The sequence below is a fragment of the Pontibacter kalidii genome, assembly GCF_026278245.1.
Lineage (GTDB): Bacteria > Bacteroidota > Bacteroidia > Cytophagales > Hymenobacteraceae > Pontibacter > Pontibacter kalidii.
The window spans coordinates 2,138,454-2,155,016 of sequence record NZ_CP111079.1 but is presented as its reverse complement, the minus strand read 5'-3'; the positions used below and the strand labels follow the sequence as shown (position 1 = coordinate 2,155,016).

12 protein-coding genes are annotated in these 16,563 nt (G+C 51.9%); 11 read left to right on the top strand and 1 reads right to left on the bottom strand.

Features of this window, described 5'->3' with window-relative positions:
• Positions 1–122: 122 nt before the first annotated feature.
• From yjjX to OH144_RS09160, 8 genes are all read left to right on the top strand, one after another.
• A complete protein-coding gene (yjjX, locus tag OH144_RS09195) occupies positions 123–677 on the top strand; it encodes an inosine/xanthosine triphosphatase (RefSeq protein WP_266206003.1) in 555 nt (184 codons plus the stop codon).
• A gap of 19 nt (positions 678–696) precedes the next feature.
• A complete protein-coding gene (gene pxpB, locus OH144_RS09190; RefSeq protein WP_266206002.1) occupies positions 697–1,431 on the top strand; it encodes a 5-oxoprolinase subunit PxpB in 735 nt (244 codons plus the stop codon).
• On the top strand, positions 1,422–2,435 hold the full coding sequence (locus OH144_RS09185; protein ID WP_266206001.1) for a 5-oxoprolinase subunit C family protein: 1,014 nt from the start codon (positions 1,422–1,424) through the stop codon (positions 2,433–2,435). Before pxpB ends, OH144_RS09185 begins: the two co-directional genes overlap by 10 nt.
• Complete coding sequence (locus tag OH144_RS09180; RefSeq protein WP_266206000.1) at positions 2,432–3,193, top strand: LamB/YcsF family protein; 762 nt, start codon at positions 2,432–2,434, stop codon at positions 3,191–3,193. The genes OH144_RS09185 and OH144_RS09180 overlap by 4 nt, the downstream gene beginning before the upstream one ends.
• 6 nt (positions 3,194–3,199) lie before the next feature.
• Positions 3,200–4,387, top strand: a complete 1,188-nt coding sequence (locus tag OH144_RS09175; RefSeq protein ID WP_266205999.1) for an NRAMP family divalent metal transporter — start codon at positions 3,200–3,202, stop codon at positions 4,385–4,387.
• A 343-nt stretch (positions 4,388–4,730) separates the two neighbouring features.
• Entirely contained in the window at positions 4,731–5,492 is a 762-nt protein-coding gene (locus OH144_RS09170; protein ID WP_266205998.1) for a Mut7-C RNAse domain-containing protein, read from the top strand.
• A gap of 579 nt (positions 5,493–6,071) precedes the next feature.
• Positions 6,072–9,296, top strand: coding sequence for a SusC/RagA family TonB-linked outer membrane protein (locus OH144_RS09165; RefSeq protein WP_266205997.1), 3,225 nt, complete (start codon positions 6,072–6,074; stop codon positions 9,294–9,296).
• 18 nt (positions 9,297–9,314) lie between these two features.
• Positions 9,315–11,021: a RagB/SusD family nutrient uptake outer membrane protein gene (locus OH144_RS09160; RefSeq protein ID WP_266205996.1), complete on the top strand. Its 1,707-nt coding sequence runs from the start codon at positions 9,315–9,317 to the stop codon at positions 11,019–11,021.
• A 482-nt stretch (positions 11,022–11,503) separates the two neighbouring features.
• Here the strand turns inward: OH144_RS09160 and OH144_RS09155 are convergent, their stop codons facing one another.
• On the bottom strand, positions 11,504–13,045 hold the full coding sequence (locus OH144_RS09155; RefSeq protein WP_266205995.1) for a glycoside hydrolase family 10 protein: 1,542 nt from the start codon (positions 13,043–13,045) through the stop codon (positions 11,504–11,506).
• A gap of 251 nt (positions 13,046–13,296) precedes the next feature.
• Here OH144_RS09155 and OH144_RS09150 point away from each other — a divergent pair, with 251 nt between their 5' ends.
• The 3 genes from OH144_RS09150 to OH144_RS09140 all read left to right on the top strand — a co-directional run bounded on the left by OH144_RS09150 (position 13,297) and on the right by OH144_RS09140 (position 16,550).
• Complete coding sequence (locus OH144_RS09150; RefSeq protein WP_266205994.1) at positions 13,297–13,905, top strand: peptidoglycan recognition protein family protein; 609 nt, start codon at positions 13,297–13,299, stop codon at positions 13,903–13,905.
• 87 nt (positions 13,906–13,992) lie between these two features.
• Positions 13,993–15,852: a glycoside hydrolase family 9 protein gene (locus OH144_RS09145; protein WP_266205993.1), complete on the top strand. Its 1,860-nt coding sequence runs from the start codon at positions 13,993–13,995 to the stop codon at positions 15,850–15,852.
• Between the two features lie 20 nt (positions 15,853–15,872).
• Positions 15,873–16,550, top strand: a complete 678-nt coding sequence (locus OH144_RS09140) for a polysaccharide deacetylase family protein (RefSeq protein ID WP_323134796.1) — start codon at positions 15,873–15,875, stop codon at positions 16,548–16,550.
• The last annotated feature ends 13 nt before the right edge of the window (positions 16,551–16,563 follow it).

Below are 16,563 nucleotides of genomic sequence, written 5' to 3'. Positions count from 1 at the left end.
TGTTAAGAAACTTGGTGGAAGGGAGGGCCCCTTCCCTCGGGAGGTTAAGCTATCACTACTGGCCCACAAGATCCTTGCAGGATGACAAAAAAGAGAGATTGAACTTATACTTTAAATTGATCATGGAACACAAAACATATACCGTAGTGATTGCCTCCACGAACCCGGTGAAGGTAAACGCCGCGCTGGATGGGTTGCAGCGTATGTTCCCGGAGTCCAAGTTTATCCCTGAGCCAGCGAGTGTGCCCTCCGGCGTGGCCGACCAGCCCATGACGGAGCAGGAAACGCTGCAGGGGGCGCTGAACCGTGTAGCCAACGCGAAAGCACTGCAGCCGGACGCCGATTTCTGGATTGGGCTGGAAGGCGGCGTAGAGGTAATCGGAGGCGACTTGGCTACCTTCGCCTGGGTGGTGGTGCAGGATAACGAGCAGATGGGCAAAGCGCGATCCGGCACGTTTTTCCTGCCCCAGAAAGTGCGGAAGCTGGTGGAGCAGGGGGTAGAGCTTGGCGAGGCCAACGATCGTATCTTCAGCCACTCCAACTCCAAGCAGAAGGGCGGCGCCATTGGCATACTTACCCATAATGTGGTAGACCGGCGCGAGCTATACGAGCAGGCGGTGGTGCTGGCCCTGGTGCCGCTCCGGAACAAAGAACTCTACCTGAACCCGCAGCCGTAGCGCCAAGTATACATGTTCTATGCCTGAGATCCTCCAAAATCCGCCGCTCCTCCTGTGCCCCCTCGGCGACAATGCCGTGGCGCTGCTTTTTGGGGAAACCATCAGCCCTGACATACATCGCCGCATCCTGGCCGTGGCGCAGGCATTGGAGCAGCAGCCTTTTGCCGGATTGGTGGAGTTCGTGCCCGCTTTTACTTCCCTCACCGTGTACTATGACCCCTGGGTGCTGAGCCAGCAGGGCAAGCTGGATGCTTACAGTGAAGTGGTGCGACAATTGGGCATTCTGGTGGAGCAGGTACAGGAGACCCACACCAAGCCTGCCCGCGTGGTGGAGTTGCCCGTGGTGTACGGAGGTATTTACGGGCCTGACCTGGAGGAGGTGGCGGAGCATGCTGGGTTGAGCACAGATGAGGTTGTCCGGATCCATAGCAGCGGCACTTACCATGTCTATATGATAGGGTTTGCACCTGGCTTTCCCTACCTGGGCGGGATGGATGTGCGCCTTTCCGTACCCCGAAAAGCCGACCCACGGAACCGTATACCTGCCGGCAGCGTGGGTATTGCCGGGGCGCAGACAGGTGTCTATTCCATCAGCACCCCCGGCGGCTGGCAACTGATCGGGCGCACGCCGCTGCAACTCTTCAACCCTGGCCGTGATAATCCGAGTTTGCTGCAGGCAGGAGATGAAGTGCGTTTCGTGCCGATTTCCCCGGAAGAATTCCTGGTCATGGAGGAGGAGCAGGCATGGGACTAAAAATAAGAAAGCCGGGCTTGCTCACGACCGTGCAGGACCTGGGTCGTTACGGCTACCAGCGGCAAGGTGTAGTGGTGGGTGGCGCCATGGATAAAGTGGCCCTGCGCATTGCTAATTTACTGGTGGGGAATGCTGAAGGAGCGGCAACGCTGGAGATTAGTATGCAGGGGCCGGAAATAGAGTTTGAGCAGGATACTATAATCGCCTTAGGTGGAGCCGATCTGTCAGCAAGTATAAATGACAAGCCCGTGCGCCTGTGGCGGCCGGTGCTGGTGAAGGCCGGAAGTATACTTCGCTTCGGCAAGCCCAGGTATGGCAACTATACTTATCTGGCTGTGGGCGGAGGGGTTGACGTGCCGGTGGTGATGGGCAGTTGCTCAACGTACATGCACGCCGGCCTCGGCGGTCTGCAGGGGCGTGCTCTTCGCAGCGGGGACAAGTTATACCTTGGGGCATCATCAGAAACAAACAGACAGATACTGAGTGCGCTGCTCCTGCAGGGTAAAAAGGAAGCTAGTTTTACAGAGGCGCTGTGGAGCCCGGAGCCGGAGCTGCTGCCAGCCTATGCGCAATACCCGGTGCTGCGGGCAAGGGGCAACCTGGAGTATAACTGGTTCTCGGAAAGCAGCCGCGGTTATATCTGGCAGGAGAAGTATAAACTCCTGCCGCAGTCGGACAGGATGGGCTACCGCCTGCAGGGGGCTATGCTGGTGCTGGAGGAGGAGCGGGGAATGCTCTCCACGGCCGTGAGCTTTGGCACGGTGCAGGTGCCAAAGCAGGGCAATCCCATTATACTTATGGCCGATGCGCAGACTACGGGCGGTTACCCGCGCATAATCCAGGTCATCACTGCAGACCTCCCGAAGCTGGCGCAGGTGCAGCCGGGTGGCGTTATCAGCTTTGAGGATATTAGCCTGGAGGAGGCGCAGCGATTATTCTATCAACAGGAATTAAGCATGCTGGCGTTACAGCAGGCCATTTTATACAAGCTTAACCAAGTATGAATCAACTCTCCGTAGACCTGAACTGCGACATGGGCGAGGGCTTCGGCGCCTGGCAAATGGGCAACGACAGCGAACTTCTGGACTTCGTGAGTTCTGCCAATATTGCCTGCGGCTTCCATGCCGGTGACCCGGCCACCATGAAAAAAACCGTGCGGCTGGCGCTGGAGAAAGGCGTGGCCATTGGGGCGCATCCGGGGCTGCCCGATTTGGTAGGTTTTGGCAGAAGGGAGATGGCGGTGTCGGCGGAGGAAGTATACGATATGGTGGTGTACCAGTTGGGCGCGCTGATGGGCGTTGCCAGAGCGGAGGGTGCCAGGCTGCACCACGTTAAGCCGCATGGCGCGCTTTATAATATGGCGGCAACCAACACTGCCTTGTCTGAGGCCATAGCGGATGCTGTTGCTAGGGTAGATGCAGAACTTATACTTTACGGCCTGGCCGGAAGCGAGCTGCTAAAGGCAGGGGAGAAGTATGGGCTTAGAACCGCCAGCGAGGTTTTCGCCGACCGCACCTATCAGCAGGACGGCACGCTCACGCCGCGCCGCCAGCCAAATGCCTTTATTATCGAACAGGAGCAGGCGGTGCAGCAAGTGCTGCGGATGGTAAAGGAGGGCAAGGTGCAGTCGCAGCAGGGGGCGGAGGTAAGTATAAAGGCTGAAACCATTTGCATCCACGGGGATGGGCCGCACGCGCTATCGTTTGCCAAACGCATCCGCGAATGCCTCACCGCCGCGGGCATCCTCATCTCTGCCACCTAAGCACGTATGAAACACAAGAACTGGAGCGTTTTGCTTGGTGCGGCATTCCTGATGGCGACCTCTGCCGTCGGCCCCGGCTTCCTGACGCAGACGACTGTTTTCACGCAGCAACTGGCGGCCAGCTTCGGCTTCGTTATACTTGTCTCCATCATCCTCGATATCGGTGTGCAGCTGAACGTGTGGCGGGTGATCGCGGTGTCGGAGCGGCGGGCACAGGACATCGCCAACCTGGTGCTGCCGGGGCTGGGCGCCTTTATCTCTTTCCTGATCGTGCTGGGTGGGCTGGCCTTTAACATTGGCAATGTGGGCGGTGCCGGGCTCGGCTTTAATGTGCTGCTGGGCTTTTCGCCGGAAACGGGCGCTATACTTGCCGCGGCCATGGCGGTCGGTGTTTTCCTGGTGCGCGAGGCCGGTAAGGTGATGGACCGGTTCGCGCAGGTGATGGGTTTTTTGATGATCCTGCTGATCGTATACGTCGCCATTACTTCCGCTCCGCCTGTCGGGGAGGCCGTGGCCAAGACCTTTCTGCCCGACGAGGTGGATGTGCTAGCTATCGTGACGCTGGTGGGTGGCACTGTGGGCGGCTATATCACCTTTGCAGGTGGCCACCGTTTGCTAGATGCCGGCGTGAAAGGTAAAGAATCGCTGCGGCAGGTAAATACAAGTGCCGTTTCAGGGATAACCGTGGCCTCCGTTATTCGCATATTTCTGTTTCTGGCGGCGCTGGGCGTGGTGAGCAAGGGGCTGGTGCTGGATTCGGCGAATCCACCTGCCTCCGTTTTTCGGCTGGCAGCGGGCGAGCTGGGCTACAGGCTTTTCGGGCTGGTGATGCTCTCGGCAGCGGTGACCTCGGTTATCGGCTCAGCTTATACTTCCGTGTCCTTCGTCAAGTCCTTCAGCGGCACTATCCGCAAGTATGAGAACTGGGTGATCATCGGGTTTATACTTGTGTCCACCGCCGTTTTCGTTACGATAGGTCAGCCGGTACGCCTGCTTATACTGGCCGGTGCCTTAAATGGACTCATCTTGCCGCTCACGCTGGCCGTTATACTTATTGCGGCTTACAAGCCTGCTATTATTGGGGAGTACCGCCACCCGCCGCTGCTCACGGTTTTTGGGGTGCTGGTGGTGCTGGTAATGGCCTGCCTCGGCGGGTATACCTTGCTGCAGCAGCTGCCCAAGTTGCTGGAGTAGTTACCCGTAAATGGTTGCTAGTTATTAGTTGCTAGTTATTGGTATAGGATGAGTGCAAGGTCTTATGAAGTGCTGAAACGGAGGCTAGCTTTGATAAGCAGGGAAGTCTTTCTCCACTGGTAAAAATTACTCTACTTTATAACCCAAGTTGCGATCTACTCATGATGTGCAGGTGTAAACCCACCCCTAACCCCTCCGAGGAGGGGAATCACCTACTCTTTTGCGAAGTTCCCCTCCTTGGAGGGGCAGGGGTGGGTTAATCGCAACTTGAGGTTTATACTTCGGGGTATAATCGCAACCCTAACAACGAACAACCAATTATTAGCCTGCCGTAAAGCAAAGTATGAGCAAACTACCAGAGCATGCGGCCACGTTTCGATTTCATGGTGCTTTAAACGACTTTCTCAACAAGCACCGCAAGGGCAAAACCATACGTTTTACTTTCCAGGGCACGCCTGCCATAAAAGATGCCATGGAGGCCATGGGCGTGCCGCACCCGGAAGTGGATGTGGTGCTGGCAAATAACAAGCTGGTTGCATTTTCATACTTGCTTCGGCCCGGCGATGCGGTGGAAGTATACCCGGTGGAGACGGGGAAGGAGTGGCCTGCCGGTTATACCTTTGAAGAACGTAACCCGCCGCCGCACCGTTTTATACTCGACGTGCACCTGGGCACGCTGGCCAAAAGCATGCGCCTGCTCGGCCTCGACACTTTCTACCAGACAGACCTTTCGGATAATGTGATTGCGCGTATCGCTGCCCAACAGCAGCGGGTAGTGCTGACGCGCGATGTAGGGTTACTGAAGCAGAAAAGCATCGCATGGGGTTACTGGTTGCGCTCGCAGCACACCGAGGAGCAACTGGAGGAGGTGATCCGGCGTTTTCGCCTGCAGGATAGCTTTAGCCCGTTTGAGCGCTGCCTGGCCTGCAATGTACCGGTGCAGGAGGTGGCAAAGGAAGAGGTGCTGGACGAACTGCCGCCCAAGACACGGCTATACTTCCATGACTTCTTCCGCTGCCCCTCCTGCAGCCGCGTGTATTGGAAAGGCTCCCACTACGAGCGCATGCAGCAGTTTGTCGAAAGGATAAAGCGACTAAAAGCATAGGCGCCTCTGACTGGGTTGCCTCCTGAGCCTTCGCGCAGCGCCTAAATGGTAATATGACTGCCTGCCCCGACTGTAGCCCTCGTTTTCTTTCATGCTCCTCAAGCCAAAGGCCAAAAAAACACTTTGGATTCGTTAGGCCGTAATCCGTTGGCACTCCTTCTAAAGCCAGTTTATCTGCCGGTGCAATTGTACTGACAATAGTCACTCTCCTTTTTATACTTTACGCACACGTTTGTTTTTAGAAGTGAAGATGTAGTGATAAATTGGATTTTTCTATTTATTAAATTTGAGTGAGTGCTTCTTTATTCTGTGTTATTAGTCTTGGTGATAGTACCTGGTTAGCAGATAATACATTGCCTTATGAGCAGATGAGTTTTGATTTCAATTAATTTAGCATGTTATAGAGATGGTTGCAGGAGGGTGATGGCATACTTTCTTTAAATGCTAAAATCGATGTTATAGCGACAAATTATCTCTAAAATTATTATAGAATATAAAATATTATATATCTTCACCCCCAAATATCAACCTATCTCAAACATGAAAAAATATTTACGATGTATTCTGTGGGGGCTATGTATGCTCCTGCTACATGCAGAAGGTTTTGCCCAAGGCAAAACCGTAAGTGGAACAGTAACATCCGAGGAGGATAAATTTGAACTCCCGGGGGTGTCTGTTACCGTTAAAGGCAAGTCGCGTGGAACTACCACGGATGCTTCAGGCCAATACTCAATTAACAATATTGAGCCGAGCGATGTGCTTGTGTTCTCTTTTATCGGCATGAAGCCGGAGGAGCGAACAGTGGGTAATGCCTCAACTATCGATGTAGCGCTTCAGACTGATGCCAAGGCACTGGAGGAAGTTGTGGTTGTTGGTTACGGTACACAGAAAAAGGCCAATCTGACTGGTGCTGTGTCTACTGTAGACACGAAAGTGCTGGAGTCACGCCCGGTTACTGACGTGGCGCGTGCTTTGCAGGGTACAACACCAGGCTTAACCATCACTACTTCCAGTGGTGCAATCGGGCAAAACCCTAACATTACTTTGCGCGGGATATCAGGAACGCTGAGAAATCCAGGGGCAAAGCCGCTGATCTTAGTGGACAACGTGGAGATTCCTAGCCTACAGATGATCAACCCGGAGGACATTGAGTCGATCTCTGTGCTGAAAGATGCTGCCTCTGCCTCTATCTATGGTGCCAGAGGTGCCTGGGGTGTAGTCCTGATCACCACGAAATCTGGCAAAAGAGGATCAGACACAAAAGTTACGTACTCCAACAACTTCTCCTGGGCTACTCCAACCACAACTCCTGAGATTGCACCTGCAGCCGATGGAGCTGAGGCGGCTTTTCAGGCGCTGAGAAGAAAGAACCCAAATACAAATGTATTTGGAGTAGTGGGTATGTACATTGACCAGACCTCCATTGAGAAGATGCGGGAGTGGGAACAGCAGTACGGCGGCCAGGACTTGGGCAACGAAATGGTTCTGGGTCGTGACTTTGAGATAAGAGACGGACGCTTGTTCTTCTACCGCTCCTGGGATCCGGGTGAGATGTTCATGAAAGAATGGACGCCGCAGCAGAAGCATGATGTGACTGTGTCTGGTGGCAGCGAGAAGACCAACTATTACCTGGGTTTAGGTTATCTGGGCCAAGAAGGTGTACTGAAAGTGAACCCGGACGAGTATAACAGGTACAACCTAAACGTTGGGGTGAATACGACTGTTACAGATTGGTTTGACGCTCGCGCCAAGGTTCTGTACTCTAAATCTGACTTTACACGTCCGTTCTACTTCTCCAGCGAAACATATGACCCGTGGTATTACCTCTACAGATGGCCAGCCGTTTACCCGTACGGCACCTACGAAGGCCATCCGTTCAGAAGCGCTATTACAGAGGTGCAGCAGGCGAAGATGAACAACGAGACGTCAGAGATGACGCGCATCAACATTGGAGGAACGTTAAAGCCTCTGAAGGGACTGACCATTGATGCTGATTACACATACACCGGAAACAACGGACATGAGCACCAGACGGGTGGTGTTTTATCTGCCTACAACTTCTGGGCGACTGGTGCAAACTTGAAGTATGAGCCATACAGCAGTGCTGCTTATAACAGAGTGCAATACAACTCTGACTGGAGCAACAGAAATGTAGGTAAAGTTTTTGCTACCTACGTAAAGGACATCGGCAGACACTCCTTTAAAGTGATGGCAGGTGGCGACGCCGAGCGCTACGAATACTGGTACCAAATGTCTCAGAAGCGAAATCTGATGGACCCTAACATGGGTGAGATCGACCTTGCCACTGGTGACCAGTTTGTGGATGGTGCGCGTGATGAGTGGGCTAACATCGGTACATTTGGCCGTCTGAACTATGCTTTTGACGAGAAATACCTAGTTGAGTTTAACGGAAGATACGACGGCTCATCCCGACTTTCCCCAACTAAGAAATGGGCCTTTTTCCCTTCCATGTCTGTTGGTTATGTGATCAGCAAAGAACCATTCATGGAATTTGCTGATCCGGTGATGACTTTCCTGAAGCTGAGAGGTTCTTATGGTTCTATTGGTAACCCTAACTCAAGACTGGGTGATATCTATCGCTTGATGAGCTCTTCTTCATCTGGATGGCTGATAGGAGGTGTCAATGTAGTAACTGCGGGTACGCCAGGGGCATTTCCGGCAGGTTTAACTTGGGAGACAGTAAATACCCTTGACTTTGGTTTGGATGCAAGATTCCTGAAGGATAAGGTTGGTGTAACCTTTGACTGGTATAGAAGAACTACGGAAGACATGCACAGCGAGGGCCTTGTTCAGCCATCTTCATTTGGCACCACGCCTACTATTCGTAACAGTGGAGAACTGCAGACCACAGGATGGGAGCTTGCTGTTGACTTTGAGCACACCTTTAATAGCGGCTTCAACATCAACGCAACTGCAACCTTGGCAGATTTTAAGGAGAAGATCACAGACTATGCTGATAACAGAGGCATAAACCAAAATCGTCCGGGAATGGTGCTTGGCGATATCTGGGGATACGAAACCGATCGTTTCTTTACAAACGATGATTTTGTTCAGGACGCTAGCGGAAAACTGGTAGAGGATGCTAACGGGCATTATATCTTGAAAGAAGGAGTACCATCTCAGGCATTCTACGAAAGCGGCTGGTTCTTTTATGGACCGGGCGATATAAAATATAAAGACCTGAACGGCGACGGCAAAATTGATCGTGGCTCGGAAACAGTTGATGATCATGGCGATATGAAAGTGATCGGTAACTCTACGCCACGCTATCAGTATGGACTGCGCTTAGGTGCCGACTTCAAAGGATTTGACCTGAGTCTGTTCTTCCAGGGTGTTGGAAAGCGTGACTTCTGGGCAAACGGACCGCTGTTCATCCCTGGATACAGAGCCGGCGAAGCCTGGTATGCCCACCAGATGGACTACTGGACTCCAGAGAACCCGAATGCTTATTATCCACGTCCTACAGATCAGGAAGGTTCAGCGGTTGCCAACAATTCCAGAAACTTCCTGCCACAGACCAAGTACCTTCTCGACCTGTCTTACATGAGAATGAAGAACATCACTTTCGGTTATACGCTACCAAGCACCCTGACTAGCAAAGTAAAGATTGACCGACTGCGTGTATACTTTAGCGGCGAGAACCTATTCGAGTTTGATAACTTAGACATTCCAATTGACCCGGAAGTGAATTACACTACTGCTGGCCTGAATGATTCCAACACATTTGGTAGAGTTTACCCTTATCGCAGAACACTCTCATTCGGTCTTCAAGCCACATTCTAATTTTAAAGCGATATCAAAATGAAAATAAAATTCATAGCAGCTATACTTCTTGCTTCATCTATGTTGATGAGTTGTGAGAAAGATTTTCTGGAAACCCCTCCAGTTGATAAACTAACGGACGATTCTTACTGGACAAACGAGGAAAATGTAAGAACCTTTTCTTATGGCTTTTACACGGCCTACTTTACCGGTTACGGTTCAGGATATTCCTGGGGTAAATACTTCTCAGGTGAGACACTGAACGATGATTTTGCACCCTCAAATCCCACCCAATTCATTAAAAACGTGCCTTCTTCAGGCGGTGGCTGGACATTCGCCTGGGTAAGGAAAGCGAACATCTTTATCGATCGTGTGCAGGATGTACCGATGGCTGAGGACGCTAAAAACCACTGGACAGGTGTTGGCCGCTTTTTCCGAGGCTTGGAATATCATGACCTGGTGAAGAGCTTTGGTGATGTGCCTTGGTTTGAGCAGGAGTTAACAGAGGCAGATGTAGAACTGCTCTACAAAACCCGCGACTCCCGCACCTTCGTAATGGACAAAGTTTTAGCCGACTTCAGGTATGCAGCCGAAAACGTAAGAGCGACGGATGGCGCCAAAGGGCTGACTGTGAACAGAGATGTTGTGCTGGCTTTCATGTCGCGCGTGTTCCTGTTCGAGGGTACCTGGCAGAAATACCACAACAACAATGCTGAGAAAGCGGCTGAGTACCTGGAGGCATCTAAATGGGCTGCTGAGCAGATCATTAGCTCTGGTAAATATTCGCTGGGAGATTACAGAGCTGTGTTCAATTCACTGAACTTGGCTGGTAACCCGGAAGTTATACTTTACAGACAGTATGAGCCAGGTATACTGACGCACGCACTGAACAGCTACAACAACAAAGAGCCACAGACTGGTGTTTCCAAAGATGCTATTGATACTTACTTGGCAGAAGACGGATTACCAATTTCTGTTTCTCCGTTGTACCAGGGAGACCATGGTGTTGAGAATGTGATGGCCAATAGAGATCCACGCATCACCGAAACATTTGTGTCTGATGAACTGCGCCTGAATGGTATCGCTAGCAACTACTCAACGTCTGGTTATGCTACCCATAAGTTCCTGAACGAGTCTATCAAAGATACTCCGGAAGGTAGCTCTAACCTTAACCCAACGGATGCTCCTGTTATCCGTTACGGTGAGGTGCTGGTAAACTATGCGGAAGCTGCTGCAGAGTTGGCTACCGTAGGCGGGCCGGCACTTACCCAGGCTGATCTGGATATGTCCATTAACGTACTGCGTTCCAGACCAGGCATTGAAATGCCCGATCTGCAGGTTATGGGCAACGAGGCTGCTGTAAATGGCATCGTTTACTCTGACCCCGAGCGGGACCCTTCTGTATCACCCATTATATGGGAGATACGTCGTGAGAGACGTGTTGAACTTATGATGGAAGGCTTCAGACTGGATGACTTGAAAAGATGGATGAAGCTGGAGTACGTGGATACACAGGCAAATGAAGACATCAACCGAGGCGCCTGGATCAGAAGAGCTGACTATAAAGGCCTGAAAGATGATGTGGTGTTGACGGGCGCTGAGGAAGGCTATATCATTCCGGCACCTTCTGCTGCTTCGCAGCGTCTTTTTGTAGATCCAAAAGTTTACCTGAACCCACTACCACTGGATCAGATAAAGCTTTACCAAGACAATGGTGTAGAGCTTAAGCAAAACCCAGGTTGGTAATAACTACATTGTGAATTATTACTAAAGCCCTCCGGTGCCACAAGCCCGGAGGGCTTTTTTTGTATCTATTGATCTCAACTTTAGTAGTATACAGGAGCATCCTGCAACGATAAAAGTACTGCGCAACATGCAGGGTGTAGAATACTTTTGAGTAGCCTATCTCTGGATTCTTTTAAATGGAGTGCTTCTATACCCTTTAGCAGTGAGAGCTGCCTCGCTCAAGACACCAGTGCTTTCCATCTCTGGCTCAAAATTTTGCTGTTGTAGCTTTATTATTCGGTAAAATGCATTTATTCAAGTGCTCTTTTCCTCTTCTCGGATAGGTAGGGGAGAGGAAGAGAACATTGGGCCAGGAGGAAGAAGCAGCACTGTGTCAGTAGCAGATCAAATTAACCTGCAAGAAAAATAAGTGGTAAAAAGAAATGAGCAGTAATGTTTCCCTGCTCATTTTTATAGAAGCTTAAGATGGCATGTACCAAGGCTTATAGCAATTTTCTACCCTTAGCCTTTACTCTAGGAGATGGCGCGCTCTCGTTCTGGATCTGGTCAAGGGAGGTAACAAAATATACATAGCCCTCACCAGCGGAAACGGTGGTATCCAGGAATTGGTGCGTGTCTTTGTATACTTTGGCTACGATATTTTCAGGGTTGTCAAAGTCAGGCTGCTGCTTTTTGAGAAAGCGGTAGATAACATAATAACGTGCAGACTCACCGTCAGAGGCTGGCTTTGAAGCGCTCCAAGTCAAATAAATACCTTCGTGGGTACTCTTAGCTTCCAGAGCCTCCGGTGCCAAAGGTGCTACAGCATCAATCCATTTCATGGTAGGTACCAGCGCGGGTAGCCTATAGAAGTCCTGCCGTAGGCTGTCCTGTACGCCATTTGGGTTGCTCATCACAGACCTTGAGCTGAAGAAAACGCTGCCATGCACATTCGGGGTACTGCGGTTCAAACGCAATTGGCGGCCATTCTCCAGCGGGTCAGACCATTCCTTAAACCTCCGGTCGCTGTTGATTTTATAGGTGCCCTGGCCAATGTAGAGGTGTTTGCCAAAATTGTTATTGCTCCACCAGTCCAGCAGTTTTGCATAATCAGCCACCTCATAGCCAATGTGGAAGTATAGCTGCGGCACATTGTAATCGATCCAGTCCTTTTCGAGCCAACCCCGGATGTCGGCGTACAGGTGGTCGTAGTTGGTGAGGCCGCCTTTTGTGTCAGAGCCGCGGGCATCTTCTGCGGTTTTGTTGCGCCAGATGGAAAAAGGACTGATACCAAATTTCACCCTGGGGTTCACGGCCTTTATACTATCAGAAAGAGTTCTGATCACCTCATCCACGTTGTAACGGCGCCAGTCGTCTTTGCTGGCAAAGCCGGCCCCATACTTGGCAAAATCCTCATCGTCCGGAAAAGGTTCGGCTGTAGGATAAGGATAGAAGTAGTCGTCAAAGTGGATGGCGTCTACCTCGTAGTTCCGCACCACATCCATGATAATGCCGGTGATGTACTCCCTTACCTCCGGAAGGCCGGGTTTAAAGTATAACTTGCCGCCATATTGCACAAACCACTCCGGCTTTGTCTGCGTGATGTGGTTGGGGTTCAGGTTGGCGATGATGGTGTCGTGGGAGGCGCGGTAGGGATTAAACCAGGCATGGAACTCCATCCCTCTTTTGTGCGCCTCTTCTATCTGAAACGCAAGTGGATCATAGGGCGGGTTAGGTGCCTTGCCTTGGGTGCCGGTAAGCCAGTGCGACCACAGTTCCCGGTCGCTTCGGAAGAGGGCATCAGTTGTAGGGCGAACCTGTACCACCACGGCGTTCATGCCGTTTTTCTGGTGCTCATCCAAAATATACCTAAACTCTTCCTGCTGAATAACCGAGGAAAGGCCTGGCTGGCTTGGCCAGTCTATGTTTGCCACAGTAGCGATCCATACAGCTCTGAACTCTCTTTTGGGGGCGTGTGATTGAGACTGTACATTAAATGACAAAAGGGCAAGTACAAGAGTGGTTAAAGTAAATAGCTTCTTCATGCGTAGTGTAAGGGTTTTAAAGGGTGATAAGTTGAAAGGAGTTGTCCGGGCTGTAGTTTGGGAAAGATACTTATGGGGCTCCGGTGCAGGCGAATATGTATGTAATTGCTAATATATAACAGACGTAGTATATTAGCAATCTGATCGATACAGATCGCCCCGCGCCTTTTTTACAAAGTTAACCGGATGGTGTACAGGGCTTATGCAGAGTCTGTTGTCATAAACAAGAAACACAGCTTTACAAACAACCTATGAAGCAGGCTTTCCTGATTCCCCTCCTCTTTGTACTTTTCGGTTGCCAACGTCCAGCCACACAGCAACCTGTGCCTGAGGAAATACAATTTATGTCGCGCGAAGCATGGGGTGCAAAGGCGGCGGTGTTGCCCATGCGCAGCCATACCTTAAACCGGCTTACCATCCACCACACGGCTACAAGGCAGGTGCCGGAGAGGGCGCTAGCGGAGAAGATGCGGGCGCTTCAAAAGTTCTCGCAGGAGGAGAGCGCCCTGGCAAGTGGCAAAACCAAGCCTGTGTGGGCAGACATTCCGTACCACCTGTATGTGGATTGCAACGGAGAAGTAGCAGAAGGCAGGGAGCTCGGGTATGCGGGAGACTCCAATACGGCCTACGACCCGACTGGCCACCTTTTGGTAGTGGTTGAAGGCAACTTTGAGGTGGAGGAAGTAACGGCGAAACAGCTGGCAACACTCGAAGTATTGATACCGGCATTAGCCAGGAAGTATAACATCCCGGCCGACAGTATAGGAGGGCACCTGGACTTTGCACAAACGCAATGCCCTGGAAAGGTGCTTTATGAGAAACTGCCCGATTTCCAGAAGTTGGTGGCAGGACAAGACTAATATAGGCATCTGCATAGCAACTCCGACGGGCAATATATCAGCGCCTGTAGTAAACGGGTCATACCTTCAGAAACCAAGATCACCACAATGATTAATAAGAAAAGATTGCTCCCCATCGCTTTGGCAGTTACTACTATGGTGGCTGGCGTTGGCATTTCAGGTTGTGTGCCATCAAAGTCCGATGCCGCCAGTGGGGTTGCCGCTGAACAGGAGCAGGCTTGGGTGCGCATTAATCAGTTGGGCTATACTCCCGCTGGTGTGAAGGTGGCCGTTTGGGTAAGTAAATCCCCTGGCCGCCTCCGGAGCTTTGAATTAGTGGACGAGAAGACAGGTAAAGTTGTTTTCAAGGGCAGTGCCGGGGAGGCCTTCGGTGCTTATGGCCCTTTCAAGGAATCATACCGGCTGAACTTCAGCCAGTTTGCTGAGCCCGGCAGCTACCATATCAAAGCTGGCAAGGTAAAATCTCCTGCCTTTAGGATTGATGCAGATGTGTATAGCGGCACCGCTGATTTTGCGCTGCGCTACATGCGCCAGCAGCGCAGCGGCTACAACCCATACTTGCAGGACTCCTGCCACGTGCACGATGGCTATACGATGTATGGCCCCATGCCGGACAGCACCCTAATCGATGTGTCGGGCGGGTGGCATGATGCCTCTGATTACCTCCAGTATGCCACCACGTCCGCAAACGCCACTTACCACCTGCTGGCCGCTTACCGCGATTTTCCGGAGGTGTTTTCTGATCAGCACTTGGACAATGGCCTGGAGGGGAGCAACGGGGTGGCCGACGTGCTGGACGAGGCAAAGTGGGGGCTGACCTGGCTATCCAAAATGCACCCGCGCGAAGATTGGCTGTTCAACCAACTGGCCGACGACCGCGATCACCAGGGGCTTCGCTTGCCTACGAAAGACGATGTGGACTACGGGATGGGAAAAGGAAGGGCCCGCCCGGTATACTTTGCCACCGGCGAGCCACAAGGCTTAGGCAAGTATAAGAACAGGGCAACAGGCGTGGCCTCTACGGCAGGAAAGTTTGCCAGTGCCTTTGCCCTGGGCGCGCAACTCTACGGCGAGCGGGAGGATGACCTGGCAAGCGCGTATAGTAAGAAGGCGCTATCAGCCTACAAGCTGGGGCTGGCAAAGCCGGGAGTAGCACAAACTGCCCCTAACCGGGCCCCATACTTCTATGAAGAAGATAACTGGGTAGACGATATGCAGCTTGGAGCCGCTGCCTTGTATCAGCTTACAGGAGACCAGCGCTACTTTGATCAGGCTTTCCAATATGGCTTGCAGGAGAAAGTAACCCCTTGGATGGGGGCAGATACAGCGCGCCATTACCAATGGTATCCGTTCCACAACTTTGGCCATTACGAACTGGCAAAACAAGCTGAAGCCGGCAAAAAAGCTGAGTTAATAAGTTTTTATAAGGAAGGTATCGAACGGGTTAACAGGAAAGCGAAGCAAAATGCCTTTTACCGTGGTGTGCCTTTTATCTGGTGCTCCAATAACCTGACTACCTCTTTCGCCATTCAGAACCATCTTTACCGGGAGCTTTCCGGAGATGAGACTTTTGCAGAACTGGAGCAGGCCAACATCGACTGGCTTTTTGGAGTGAACCCCTGGGGCACAAGCATGGTGTTTGGCCTACCCGCCCACGGTGATACCCCCGAAGACCCGCACTCTGCCTTGACCTTCCTGCACCAGATGCCGCTGGACGGTGGTCTGGTCGATGGCCCGGTTTATGGCAGCATCTATAAGAACCTGATCGGAATAAAACTGGAGCAGCCGGATGAATATGCCGCCTTCCAGTCGGACCTGGTGGTATACCACGATGACTTTGGGGACTACAGCACCAACGAGCCTACGATGGACGGAACGGCCTCCCTGATCTATCTGCTTGCCTCCAGGGAACACAGAGCACAGGAGGGGGCTCAGGCAAAAAAGTAGTTACCGATGGCTATGGAGCCATCATACGGGGCGATACGGCTGTAAAAAGTATCGCTCTGGTATTTACAGGAGATGAATATGCCGATGGAGGGGAGGTAATCCGGCAAACGCTGGCGAAGCACGGCACCAAGGCTTCCTTTTTCCTTACCGGGCGCTTTTACAGAAATCCTGCTTTCGGTCCTCTGATAAAGAGTCTGGTAAAAGAGGGGCATTACATGGGCGCCCATTCCGATGAGCATCTGCTTTACTGCGACTGGACCAAACGCGACAGCCTGCTTGTTACGCAAGAGCAGTTTAGCCGGGACCTGCGGCAGAACTATGCGCGTATGGCGGCGTTTGGCGTGAGTCAATCGGATGCGTCCTACTTTTTGCCGCCGTTCGAGTGGTACAACCAACGTATAGCGGAGTGGACGGCGCAGGAAGGGCTGCAGCTGGTAAACTTTAGCCCCGGCACCCGCTCCACCGCCGACTATACCTGGCCGGAGATGGGAAAGCGGTATGTGAACTCAGAAATGGTTTACCGGTCGATAATGGCGTATGAGCAGCAGGATCCGCACGGGTTGAACGGCTTTATACTTCTGGTACATATCGGCACAGACCCGCGCCGCACCGATAAATTCTACGACCGGCTGAATGAGCTCCTGACAGAATTGAAAAGGAAGGGGTATCAGTTTGTAAAGATAAATGAGTTGTTATAAACAACCTGCTCCC